The organism is Acidovorax sp. FG60, from assembly GCF_057808995.1.
The window spans coordinates 76,921-88,867 of the sequence record NZ_JBMDJC010000004.1 but is presented as its reverse complement, the minus strand read 5'-3'; the positions used below and the strand labels follow the sequence as shown (position 1 = coordinate 88,867).

General features: G+C 66.9%; 8 protein-coding genes. 5 read left to right on the top strand and 3 right to left on the bottom strand.

The window, feature by feature from the left end:
• The first annotated feature begins 53 nt into the window (after window positions 1-53).
• A complete protein-coding gene (locus ACODS0_RS07560; protein WP_488833988.1) occupies window positions 54-995 on the top strand; it encodes a LysR family transcriptional regulator in 942 nt (313 codons plus the stop codon).
• A 9-nt stretch (window positions 996-1,004) separates the two neighbouring features.
• Here ACODS0_RS07560 and ACODS0_RS07555 read toward each other — a convergent pair whose 3' ends face one another.
• Window positions 1,005-1,880 (bottom strand): gamma-glutamyl-gamma-aminobutyrate hydrolase family protein, encoded by an 876-nt coding sequence (locus tag ACODS0_RS07555; RefSeq protein WP_218300916.1) that lies wholly within the window; start codon window positions 1,878-1,880, stop codon window positions 1,005-1,007.
• A 294-nt stretch (window positions 1,881-2,174) separates the two neighbouring features.
• On the opposite strand from ACODS0_RS07555, the gene ACODS0_RS07550 reads away from it, so the two are divergent.
• From ACODS0_RS07550 to ACODS0_RS07540, 3 genes are all read left to right on the top strand, one after another.
• Window positions 2,175-5,744, top strand: coding sequence for a TonB-dependent receptor domain-containing protein (locus ACODS0_RS07550; protein WP_488833986.1), 3,570 nt, complete (start codon window positions 2,175-2,177; stop codon window positions 5,742-5,744).
• Complete coding sequence (locus tag ACODS0_RS07545; protein ID WP_488833984.1) at window positions 5,716-7,890, top strand: CHASE2 domain-containing protein; 2,175 nt, start codon at window positions 5,716-5,718, stop codon at window positions 7,888-7,890. Before ACODS0_RS07550 ends, ACODS0_RS07545 begins: the two co-directional genes overlap by 29 nt.
• 279 nt (window positions 7,891-8,169) lie before the next feature.
• On the top strand, window positions 8,170-8,520 hold the full coding sequence (locus tag ACODS0_RS07540) for an HPF/RaiA family ribosome-associated protein (protein WP_055398493.1): 351 nt from the start codon (window positions 8,170-8,172) through the stop codon (window positions 8,518-8,520).
• 183 nt (window positions 8,521-8,703) lie between these two features.
• Here the strand turns inward: ACODS0_RS07540 and ACODS0_RS07535 are convergent, their stop codons facing one another.
• On the bottom strand, window positions 8,704-9,669 hold the full coding sequence (locus ACODS0_RS07535) for a PDR/VanB family oxidoreductase (protein WP_488833982.1): 966 nt from the start codon (window positions 9,667-9,669) through the stop codon (window positions 8,704-8,706).
• On the bottom strand, window positions 9,666-10,721 hold the full coding sequence (locus tag ACODS0_RS07530) for an aromatic ring-hydroxylating dioxygenase subunit alpha (RefSeq protein WP_488833978.1): 1,056 nt from the start codon (window positions 10,719-10,721) through the stop codon (window positions 9,666-9,668). Before ACODS0_RS07530 ends, ACODS0_RS07535 begins: the two co-directional genes overlap by 4 nt.
• 289 nt (window positions 10,722-11,010) lie before the next feature.
• Here ACODS0_RS07530 and ACODS0_RS07525 point away from each other — a divergent pair, with 289 nt between their 5' ends.
• Window positions 11,011-11,799 (top strand): GntR family transcriptional regulator, encoded by a 789-nt coding sequence (locus tag ACODS0_RS07525; protein ID WP_055398490.1) that lies wholly within the window; start codon window positions 11,011-11,013, stop codon window positions 11,797-11,799.
• Window positions 11,800-11,947: the final 148 nt, after the last annotated feature.

The window sequence follows — 11,947 nt, the reverse complement described above, 5'->3', positions numbered from 1 at the left end:
TCTCCGGGGCTTGATGTAAGTCAGCCCGCAGTGTCGCGACGCCATTGCCAAAGATGAAGCCTCAAAACATCATCGAATGCATGAGCAATTTCGATGGATCAGCGCTGGACGGCCACCTGCTGAAGCTGCTGCTGGCGGTGCTGGAGACGGGCAGCATCACGGCGGCGGCTGATCGCCTGGGCGTCACCCAGTCGGCCGTGAGCCACCTGCTCGACAAGCTGCGCGCCATTACCGGCGACCCGCTTTTTGTGAAGCGCGGGCGTGGCATCGTGCCCACCGCCCGGGCCGAGGCCCTGGCCCAGCCCGCGCGTGACATGCTGCACCAGATGCAGCTGTTTGCCCAAGGGGCCGAGTTTGACCCGAGCGCCTGGCAGACCGAGCTGACCATCGCCGCCAACGACTTTCAGCGCGATCTGCTTTTGCCCGCGCTGGCCGCGCGCCTGCGCACTGCTGCACCGGGCGTCACGCTGCGCATCGTGCCCAGCGGCGCGCCCAGTGCCGAGCTGCTGCGGTCTGACGCGTGCCAACTGGTCATCAGCCCCCGCCCGCCCGAGGGCACCGACATCGTGCAAAAGCGTCTGTTTGAAGACCAATACCGCGTGTTCTATGACCCGGTCGTGCGCAGCGCTCCGGCCTCAGAGGCGGAGTACCTGGCGGCGGACCACGCCACGGTGGCTTACGAGGCGCACCGGGGGCTGGAACTGGACCGGCAACTGGAAGCACGTGGTGTGCGCCGCCGCCTGGTGGTGCGCGTGCCCGGCTTTGCCGCGCTGCCCGCGTTTGTGCGGGGCACCTCGCTGCTCACTACAGCGCCGTCGCTGATGGGGCGCACCGCGTTGGCCGCGCTGGCGGGTGTGCCGGTGCCCGTGGCCTGCCCCAGTCTGCCCATGTACCTGATCTGGCATGTGCGCTACCAGCAAGACGCGGCACACCGCTGGCTGCGGGCGCAGCTGCAAGAGGTCTTGGCCGCTGTGTTGCCTGTGGAAGGAGCCTGACCCGCGGGGTCAGTCGCGCTGCCGTGACAGCGCCTTTCGCAGCCGCCGCGCCGCCCGTTCCCGCAACGAAGGCGCGGGGCGCAGCACCGGCCGTGGGTGGGCCTTGGCCTGTTCGCACGCCGCCAGAAAGTCATTCAGGATGGCCGTGTCGTCCAGCGTGTCTGAACCCTGCTTGTGGAACTCCGGGTGCCATTGCGTGGCGGCGATGTAGCCGCGCCCCGGCGCGGGCTTGAGGCGAATCGCCTCGGGCACGCCGTCGGGCTCGCTCAGGGCCTCGACCACAAACTCGGGCGCCACTCGCTTGATGCCCTGGTGGTGAATGCTGTTGACCCGAGCGCGTGGCGTGTTGGGGTACAGCGTGGCCAGGTGCGAGTCGGGAAGGATCTGGATGTCGTGGAAATGCTGGTCGTAGGTGCTGGCGTTGCGGTGCTGCTGCGCACCGGGGTGCTGGGTCTCGATGTCCTGGTACAGCGCGCCGCCAAAGGCCACGTTGATGAGCTGCAGGCCCCGGCACACGCCAAAGATGGGCTTGCCCACCTGGGCAAAGGCTTTCACCACGGCCAGGTCGTACAGGTCGCGCACGCGGTCGCCCACCCACTCTTCGCGCAGGGGCTCCTCGCCATAGTTGCCCGGCCACACGTCGGCGCCACCGTGCATCACGATGCCGTCGAGCCACTCGGCGTAGTGGTCCAGCGTCACGTCACCGCGTGCCGTCTCGCCCGTGGGGCAGGGCACCATCACCACCATGGCACCGGCCGACATGAGCCAGTGGGCGATGGACTGCTCGACGTACTGCAGCGTCTTGCCAGTGAACAACGGGCGGGCGGGGTCGGCGTGTTGAAAGCAGGCGGACAGGCCAATCTTGAGGCGGGGTGCGGCGGGCATGGGTGGTGGGCTCCAGGGAACACGCGCGGGGCGTGTGATCAATGCAATCTTGGGTTACCAATTTGTAGCACCGCCCCCGCGCCACGTCTGTAGGAAGGGGCCGTGCAGGGCTGCGCGAGGCCTGCCGCCGGTAAAGCAGTGCTACGAAATGTGGCTTTCTTCATGAAAATGCAACCGTGCGGTGTCTCGCAAGAGGCCGGTTGGGGCGGTGGGCTGGCCATAATTTCTGCTCGCCGGGCGCCAGGGAGGCTGCGCCAGGTGGTGCCCCTCTAGCCTTCCCCGAAAGCCCACGACATGTCCCACAAGAAGCATTGCCTGCCCGCGCTCACGGCGCTGGCCACGTTGACCGCCCTGGCCTGGCCGCTGCTGGCCCAGGCTGCTGTGCCCGCAGGTGCTGCCGCCGAGATCGTCAGCCTGCAGGGCACGGGCGACCAGCGTGCCGCAGCTGCAGCCGACTGGCAGCCCGCTCGCCCGGCCCAGGCCCTCGCCACGGGCGATTTCGTGCGCACCCGGCAAGCCGCGCGGATGGCCCTGCTGTTTGCCGACGACACCCAGCTGCGCCTGCACCAGAACACGGTGCTGCAGGTCAAGGGCGTGGCCACACCCGCCCAGCCGGTGACCACGCTGCTGCTCAACGCGGGCCGGGCCTGGACGCAGACGCGCCGCGCCGATGGCTCGCGGCTGAACCTGGAGACCCCGGCGGCCACGGCGGCGATCCGGGGCACCGACTGGGACATCAGCGTGGAGGACGACGGCCGCACCTTGCTGACCGTGCTGTCGGGCACGGTGGAGTTCTCCAATGCCCAGGGGCAGGTGTCGGTGGGCGCCAACGAGGCTGCCTATGCCGAGGTGGGCAAGGCCCCGGTCAAGCTGGTGCTGAGTCAGCCGCGCGACCGCATCCAGTGGGTGAACGCCCTGCGCGCCGACCCGCTGCCGCACCTTTCTGCTGAACCCGTGCCCGAAGCGCTGGCCCCCGTGCGCACCGCGCTGGTGGCCCGCGATCTGCCTGCCGCGCGTGCCGCGCTGGCGCAGGCGAAAGCAAACGGCAGCGCACCCGCACCCTGGGCGGCCGTGATGGAGACTGCCATCGCGCTGCAGGCGGGCGATGTCCTCGCTGCGCGCGAACAGCTGGCCCGCCAGGCGGCCACGCCGGCCGCCCCGCTGCCGGTCTGGCTCATGCAGTCGGACGTGTTGCTCATGGAAGGCGACGCCGCCGCCGCGGCCACCACGCTGCGCGCCGCCCTGCAGCGCTGGCCCGCGCACCCGGCCCTGGTGGCCCAGCTGGCCCGGGTGCAACTGCTGAGCGACCGCGTGGACGAGGCCACCGCCACGCTGGCCCCGGCACAGGGCACGGCGCATGCAGAGCTTGCGATGGTGCGGGCTGAATTGGCCCGCCGCCGGGGAGATGCCCCCGGCACGCTGAGTGCGTACACCGAGGCCACGCAGCTCGCGCCGCAAGACGCCCGGGGCTGGCAGGGCCTGGGCAGTGCCCACACCGAACGCGAAGACGCCCGCCCCGCCCGCGCCAATCTGCAGCAGGCGCTGGCGCTGTCGCCCCAAAACCCCGGCGCCTGGGGCGAACTGGGCACGCTGGAAACCTTCACCAACCAGTTCACCGAGGCGGGCCAGGCCTTTGCCACCGCTTTGGGCGACAACCCGGCGGACTACGTGGCACTCACCGGCCAGGGGCTGCTGCACCTCAAGCAGGGCGACCCTCAGGCCGCGCTGGATGCCTTTTTGCGCGCGGGCGTTATGGAGCCCCGCTACGCCCGCGCCAAAACCTGGACGGCCGTGGCGTACTACCAGCTCGGCCGCCACCAGGACGCACTGGCCACGCTGCGCCAGGCCAGCAGCCTGGACGACAAGGACCCCGTGCCCTACATGCTGCTGGCACAGATCCACACCGACCTGTTCCAGCCCGGCGAAGCCGTGGAGGCTGCGCGCGCAGCGGTGCAACGCATGCCCTACCTCAAGTCGCTCAACCAGGTCGCCAACGACCAGAAAGGCAGCGCCAACCTGGGTGCCTCCATGGCCTTCTTTGGCATGGAAGACTGGGCGCTGGAACTGGCGCAGCAGAGCTTCTATCCCTACTGGGGCGGAAGCCACCTGTTCCTGGCGGACCGGTATGCCGGCGAGTTCAACAAGAACTCGGCGCTGTTCCAGGGTTTCCTCACAGACCCGATGGCGTTTGGTGCGAGCCAGCGCTATTCGTCGCTGCTGCAGCAACCCGGGGCCCATGGGGCGGTGGGGGTGACGCTGGACCGCGACCAGTACCGCATGCGGGCCCCTGCGGTCACGCTCAACGGCATGGACAACAGCCGTGTGCCCGTGTCGTGGTTCTTCAAGGCGCAGTCAGCCAATGCCAGCGATTTTCCGTTTGACCTCCAGGTCAACGATGCGCCTGCCGTGCGCGGTGGCTATGGCGACGTGCGCGCGCGGGCAGTCACGGTGGGGGCTGGCATGCAGCCTACCGAGCGCATCAACCTGTTTGCCTATGTCAACCAGTTCGACATGCGTTTGCGCAGCCAGAACCTGTTCGAGACGGCGATGGACAACACCAGTACCCAGGGCGCCGTGGGCATGTCCTACCGCTGGGGCCCGACCGAACAGACTTGGATCAAGCTCGGCCGCAGCGTGGAAAACATCCTGCTGCTGCGCTATCCGACCCTGTACCTGGAGCCACCCTTTGTAAGCCTGATGGGTGTGAGCAGCGAACCGAAGAAGCAGATCAACGACCTGCAGCTGCGCCATACGGTAGACACAGCGCCCGGAAGCCGCTGGAGCGTAGCGCTGGAGCATGTGCGCGAGCGCCAGAACAACCTGATCGGTGGCGAGGCCGTGGTGGGCGCCGACATTCCCGGTGAGGGGCCCTATCGTGATTACCTGCTGGTAGGCGGCTACAACCATGTGGATCGGCGCTACACGGGCCTTACCCTGGCGACGACGCAGCGGCTGGACCCGGCGCTGAACCTGGATGCCGCGCTGGGGCTGCAGCAGATACGCCACCGCGTGGATGGCCTGACGCAAAGCTACCTGGTGGGGCTGGACCGATTTAGTGAGGTGGAAGCGCGCCGCGCAGAGATGGAACGCGTCGTCACCCCCCGCGTAGGCATGGTGTGGCAACCCGCCGCAGGCACCACCGTGCGCATGGCCTACCAGGACTGGCTGCGGCCACTCAGCGTTTCCACCCTCACCAGTGTGGAAACGGCCGGCATTCCCGTGGAAGACCGGCTGGTGGAAGCCGGTGGCCGCCACAAGCGCACCGTGGCGCAACTGGGCATGGAACTGGGAGCCAATACGTTCCTGAGCCTGCGTGCAGACCATCTGCGTGTGCGCAACCCCGGTACCGTGGGCGTAGACCTGCGCACCCCCAGCCTGCCGTTCCTGGAAGAAATGCGCAACGTCCAGCTGGTCAACCTCTCCACCACAGATCTGCTGGAAGACACGCCCAGCTTCGACGCTGGCACCCTCAAGACACTGGGTGCCGGTGTCAACCACATGTTCAACCGGCGCTGGTCGGGCTACGCCAAGTACCTCTACCAGGGCAGCGAAAGCCATATCTACGACACGGAAGGGCCGGCAGGGCGCATCCCCTACATTCCGCGCCACACCGCAGTGCTGGGCGCCACCTGGGTCAGCCCGCAGCGGTTTTATGTCAGCGGCCGTGCGGTGTACCGGTCGGAGCGTTTTGAAGACAAGGAAAACCTCACGCGCATGGCGCCCGGCTGGGGCCTGGACCTGATGGGTTTCTGGGAATCGCAGGACAAACACTGGGTGGTGGGCGTGGCCGCATTGAACCTGTGGGCGCCGAAGTCAGACCGCAGAAAGACCCGGTATGTTCTGGACGCGCGCTACCGCTTCTGATTCCGCATCACCAGCGGTCCGGCGCCAGCAACAGGTCTACGCGCTGGCAGCCTGCGCGCTGGCGCTGCTGCTGGTGGGGGCGGCCACGTTCAGCCGCACCTGGCACGCGCTGGAGTTCAAGACCTTCGACGTGCTCACGGCCTGGACTGCGCCGCAGCGCACGGCGCTGCCCGTGGTGATCCTGGCGATTGACGAACCCACGTTTCAAGAGCTGCAACACACCTGGCCCTTCCCGCGCAGCGTGCATGCAGCGCTTTTGAAGCGTTTGCACGACGAGGGTGCCGCCGCTGTGGGCCTGGACATCGTGTTCGCCGACCCATCAACCGAAACCGAAGATGCCGCACTGGCGCAGGCCATCGCAGAGACCGGCCCCGTGGTGCTGGCCGCCACCCGTGAAAAGATCGACAGCAGCAACGCTGCGCTGTGGCTGGACGTGATGCCACTGCAGCGGTTTCTGGACGCCGGAGCAGATGCGGGCGATGCCGGGGTGGAGCCCGACGATGACTTTGTGGTGCGCCGTGTGCCCGTGGCGCGCGAGGGTTTTGCCCTGCGGCTGGCCCAGCGCGCGGCCGAGGCGTGGGGGCAGGGATGCTTTGCACAAATCGAGCGGCAAGTGTGCGCTGTGGATCGGGATGGGCTGCCAGGCGCAAAACGCAGCAATAGCCGCAGCTATTGCGAGGATTTGCAACGCCGCAGCCCGCCCGAGGCCACAGATGCACACGGCGCGGCGATTTGTGCGGAGCATCCCAGGCTGCCGGTGCTGCGCCACTTCGACTGGATCGGCTACCGGGGCCCTCGCGGCACGTTTGACACGCGCTCGTACTACCAGGCGCTGGAGCCGGGCCTGCTGCCAGCGGGCTTCTTCAAGAACAAGATCGTGCTGGTGGGGCGCTCGGCGCGCACCGCGACCGAGTTGTCGCGGTCGCAGGCCGACCTGTTCAATTCACCGTTTGGCACCGCAGGGGGCGAGCGCCTGTTTCCCGGTGTGGAACTGCAGGCCACGCTGGTGGACAACTACCTCACCGGCGGCGGGCTGCGCAGCGTGCCCGAAGGCTGGACGCTGGCCCTCGTAGCGCTGCTGGTCCCCTTGCTGCTTTGGGGCAACCGCAGGCTGCACCCGGCGGGCGCCGCAGCGCTGGCGGCGGCGCTGGTGGCGGCGATAGCGGGGGCCTCGTGGTGGCTGTTCGGGCGCTTTCAGCTGTGGTGGCCGCCCTTGCTGCCTGCGGCGGCGGCAGTGGCGGTCTATGGTGCAGCGGCGCTGGCGGGTTATGCCTTTGTGCGCCGGCGCGCGCGCCAGACGCGGGCGATGTTTGCGCAGTATGTGCCGCCCGCCGTGGTCTCGCGCCTCATTGCGCAGCCCGAGCTGATGCGCCTAGGCGGCGAGGCGCGCGAGGTCACGCTCATGTTCACTGACCTGGCCAACTTCACCACGCTATCGGAGCAGCTGAGTGCCGAGCAGACGGTGGAAGTGCTCACTGCGTATTTCAACGCCATGACGCCCATCGTGCACGCCACGGGTGGCACGGTGGACAAGTTCATCGGCGACGCGGTGATGGCCTTTTGGGGAGCGCCGCTCGACGACCCGCAGCACGCCGAGCACGCGGTGACTGCGGCCATCTCCATGCAGCAGGCCATGCAGGTGCTGGTGGCCGACCTGCGTGCGCGGGGCCTGCCGCCCATCCACATGCGCATTGGCCTGCACACGGGGCGGGTGGTGGTGGGCAACGTGGGGTCGGAGCAGCGCTTTTCGTACACCGCGATTGGCGATGCGGTGAACCTGGCCGCACGGCTGGAGGGCGCCAACAAGGCCTTTGGCACCGGCATCCTGCTCTCTGCCGCCACCGCCGCGCAGCTACCTTCCTCGGTGGCTCTGCGCGCGCTCGATGATGTGGTCGTGAAGGGAAAAACCGAGCCCGTGCGTGTGTTCACACCGTGTGACGATGTCGCTGTGCGGGATGCCAGCCTGGCCGCGCTCAGTGCCTTCCACGCGCGCGATTGGGACGGTGCCAGCGGCTATCTGGCGCAGGTGCTGGCACGCGTGCCTGGGGATGCGGCGGCGCTGCACCTGCAGCAGCGCGTGGCAGAGGCGCGCGCCTTGCCCGTTGGCAGCGACTGGTCGCCCGCCGTGGCGCTGGACAAGTTGTAGGAGCCTGTTCAAGGTCTTTTCGGGGTCGCACAAGGCACTTGCCCGAAGGGTTGGAGTGAAATCGGGCCGATGAACTCGGAGCTTTGGCGCCCCGGCTGCTTGCATGGGCACGAGCCCATGCGGCGCATCCGAAGCTTCCACTCCTCCCGATGGCACTCCAATGCGATCCCCGAAAAGACCTTGAACAGGTTCTGAGGATGTTTTGACATGTGTTTTCCGGGGTCAAGGCCTGCGGTGCCATCATGGACCCCTGAGCAACGTCATCTGAAAGGAACTCTGATGCAAGTACAAGTCAACACTGACGACCACATCCACGGCGGCGAGTCGCTCGCGCAATGGATCACGGACGAGTCCAAGAGCCGCCTCACGCGCTTTCAGGACCACATCACGCGGCTGGAGGTGTTTCTGTCAGATCTGGATGCGGGCAAGTCCGGCGCCAATGACAAACGCTGCCGCATCGAGGCCCGCGTGACCGGCCGCCAGCCGGTCACTGTGACCGACGAAGCCGACAAGATGGCCAACGCCTTCATCGGCGCTGTGGACAAACTGGCCCGCGCGCTCGACACCGACCTGGGCCGCGTCAAAGACCGGCACGGCCGCGACACGATCCGCACGGCCGTGGAAGAGTGAGTTTTGAGTGAAATTGGCTGCTAGCGCTTGATAGATAAGCGCTAGCAGCTATCAATTCAGGAGTTTTCAGCCAAACTCTCGCGAGCCCCACGCGGGGGACGCGTGGCAAGGGCCGCCCCGCAGCGAGGGCGTCGTCCCCCTTCAGGGGGAAGGCGCCGCAGGCGACTCAGGGGGTGTTCAACTTCACAAATCCAACACGAGCAGCTTGCTGCGCGCGCGCGAGCAGCAGGGCATGAACTGCTCGTTGGCTGCCTTTTCTTCGTCCGTCAGGTACATGTCGCGGTGGTCCACCTCGCCCTCCAGCACGCGCGTGAGGCAGGTGCCACACACGCCCTGCTCGCACGAGGTCAGGATGTCGATGCCCTCCTTGCGCAGGGCTTCCACCACCGACACATCGGGCGCAATCGCGTAGACCTTGCCCGTGCTGGCAATGCGCACGTCAAAGCCCTGATCGCCCGAGGTGTCCTGCGCAGGGGCGCCAAAGTATTCGAGGTGGATGTGGTCCTGCGCCCAGCCCAGGGCCTTGGCACTGTTCACCACGTGGTCGATGAAGCCTGCCGGTCCACATACATACAGGCGCTTGTCGGGCCCTGGCGCGGCCAGCGCAGCGGCAATGTCCAGCTTCTGTTCGGCCGGGCCCGCATCGAAATGGAAATGCACACGCGGTGCCATGGCCGATGCGGCAATTTCGGCAGCAAACGCCGTGCGTTCGGCAGAGCGCGTGCAGTAGTGCAGCGCAAAGTCGGCGCCCGTGCGCGCCAGCCGGTCGGCCATGCACAGCAGCGGCGTGACGCCAATGCCACCGGCCAGCAGCACCGTGCGCTGCGCTGGGTGCAGCGCAAAGTGGTTGCGGGGTGTGCTGATGGTGATCACATCGCCCTGGTGCACGCTGTCGTGCATGGCGACCGAGCCGCCACGCGACGCCGGATCGCGCAGCACGGCAATGCGGTAGCGGTGCGATTCGTGCGAGGCGTTGCACAGCGAATACTGCCGCGTCACACCTCCGGGAAGATGCACATCGATGTGCGAACCCGCGCTGAACGGGGGCAGTGCGGCGCCGTCCACGCGCGCCAGCTCGAAGCTGGCAATGCCTTCGGCCTCGGCCTGCTTTTTGACGACGCGGACCTGGATCGTTTCCTGCGCGGTCATGCGGCCACCGCCTGGGGTGCAGCGGCGGCCTGCTCGGCCGCGATGATGCGGTCCAGGATCTTGCGCGACTGCACCCCGCCTGCGTCGATGTTCAGCATGAGCAGCTTGCGGTCGGGGTAACGCAGCAGGTTCTCTTGCTGCATCTCCAGCATGTCCTGGTCTTCGGCAAAGATGTTGCCCTGGCCCTCGCGGATCTGCGTGGTGAGCGAGGGGTCTTGCGGCTTGAAGTTGCGCGCCATGCCCCAGAAGTAGTGGATGGAGGTGTCCGTCTCCGGCGTGATGAAGTCCACCACGATGCTCGATGCCTTCTTGTCCGCCGGCGCGTCATAGCCGCCGTTGCCCGCCAGCGCCACACCCACCTCGATCAGCACATGGCTGGGTGGTGTGAAGTGGCAGATCTGCCAGCGGTCTACCGGCCGGTCGTCGGGCAGGCCGTTCATGCGCAGCGCCATCTTCCAGAAGGGCGGCGCTTCGATGCCTTCCATGAAGCGGCTGGTGATCACCTCGTCTCCCTCCACGCGGGTCTTGCAGGGCACCTCGTCGATTTCCTTCTGGCCGATGCTGGTGGAGTGCACGTAGGTCTCGTGCGTCAGGTCCATCAGGTTGTCGATCATCAGGCGGTAGTCGCAGGCAATGTGGTACAGCCCACCGCCGTAAGCCCATTCGGGGTTGTTGGCCCAGGGCAGGTGGTGGATGGTGGCGGGGTCGGCCTTGTCGGCGTCGCCGGGCCACACCCAGATGAAGCCGTAGCGCTCCACCACCGGAAAGCTGCGCGCCTTGGGAAACCCTTGCACGCGCTGGCCGGGCATGGACACCGACTTGCCCGTGCATTCCACCCTGAGGCCGTGGTAGCCGCATTGCAGGTGGCCTTCGCACACCGTGCCCAGCGACAGTGGTGCGCCCCGGTGGGGGCAGAAGTCGTCCAGCGCGGCGACCTGGTCGGGCGCGGGGCGGTAGAAGACGATCTTCTCGCCGCAGATGGTGCGGCCCAGGGGCTTGTCGGCAATCTCGTCAGGGGTGCAGGCTACGTACCAGGCGTTTTTGGGAAACATGCTTGTCTCTCTCCGTGGGGTGGTGGGATGTTGTTGGCCTGGCCCGCAGGCCGCCTTCAGCGCTTTGGTGTTGTGAAGCGGATTGTGCAAAAAAGGCCGTTCGATGTATACATTCAATCGTTGAAAATCAGCTATCGCGAATGGGTATATCGCATATGCCCTTGTTTTTTGAAGCTATTTTTTGAATTTTCTAGTTGATTTGGTTTTTGTATGTATACATTAATGGGCCGCCGGGCTGCCCCAAGCCTTGGTTGCATGGTTTTTTTGATCATCTCTCCGCACACTCCACATGAACCTCTCTGAGCCCCTCCTGGCGGATTCCGCCCCGGGCGACGCTGCCGAGGGTGGCGCTTCGCAGTCGGTGAAGGCGCAGCTGCGCCTGCGTGAAATGATCCTGGCGGGCGAGTTGCCGGGCGGTGCGCGCATTGCCGAACTGGCCATCGTCGAGAAGCTGGGGGTGTCGCGCACGCCCATCCGCGCCGCGCTCATGCGGCTGGAGCAAGAGGGCCTGCTGCAGCTGCTGCCCGGGGGCGGGTACGCCGTGCGCACCTTTTCCGAAACCGATGTGGCCGACGCCATTGCACTGCGCGGCACGCTGGAGGGGCTGGCCGCGCGCCTGGCGGCCGAGCGCGGGGTGGATGCCGCCGTGCTGGCCGACGCCCATGCCTGCCTGGATGCCATCGACACCACCTTGGCCCCTTCCACGCTGGACGACGTGGGTTTCTCGCGCTATGTGGAGCTGAACGCACGTTTTCACCTGCTGCTGGGCCGCATGGTGGGCAGCGATGTGGTGGCGCGGGAGCTGGAGCGGGTCAAGGGCTTGCCGTTTGCGTCGCCCTCGGCCTTTGTGATGGTGCAGACCCATTCGCCGCAGGCGCGCGACTTGCTGGTGGTGGCCCAAGACCAGCATCGCCAGCTGCTGGACGCCATTGAGCACCACGAGGGCGCGCGGGCCGAGGCGATCATGCGCGAGCATTCGCGCCTCGCGCAGCGCAACCTGCGTGCAGCCTTGTCGGGCCAGGCCGGTGGGCAGGTGCATGCCGACATGCCCGCCCTCACGCTCATTCGGCGGGGGTGACGGACAACCAACCAAGCGCGAGGGTTGCAGGGTCTGCGGGTTTCACCGGTTTCATAACGTTACGGCATAGCTGAAAGTCCGTCATAGAACTGGCATGTGGATGCGACTGCATGCACAGTGGGGGCGGGACAGTGTCCCGCTCCATGCC

Bases quoted from the DNA above. Each gene is read 5' to 3' on its own strand.
- ACODS0_RS07560 (WP_488833988.1), top strand. From the start codon at position 54: ATGAAGCCTCAAAACATCATCGAATGCATGAGCAATTTCGATGGATCA.
- ACODS0_RS07555 (WP_218300916.1), bottom strand. From the start codon at position 1,880: ATGCCCGCCGCACCCCGCCTCAAGATTGGCCTGTCCGCCTGCTTTCAA.
- ACODS0_RS07550 (WP_488833986.1), top strand. From the start codon at position 2,175: ATGTCCCACAAGAAGCATTGCCTGCCCGCGCTCACGGCGCTGGCCACG.
- ACODS0_RS07545 (WP_488833984.1), top strand. From the start codon at position 5,716: ATGTTCTGGACGCGCGCTACCGCTTCTGATTCCGCATCACCAGCGGTC.
- ACODS0_RS07540 (WP_055398493.1), top strand. From the start codon at position 8,170: ATGCAAGTACAAGTCAACACTGACGACCACATCCACGGCGGCGAGTCG.
- ACODS0_RS07535 (WP_488833982.1), bottom strand. From the start codon at position 9,669: ATGACCGCGCAGGAAACGATCCAGGTCCGCGTCGTCAAAAAGCAGGCC.
- ACODS0_RS07530 (WP_488833978.1), bottom strand. From the start codon at position 10,721: ATGTTTCCCAAAAACGCCTGGTACGTAGCCTGCACCCCTGACGAGATT.
- ACODS0_RS07525 (WP_055398490.1), top strand. From the start codon at position 11,011: ATGAACCTCTCTGAGCCCCTCCTGGCGGATTCCGCCCCGGGCGACGCT.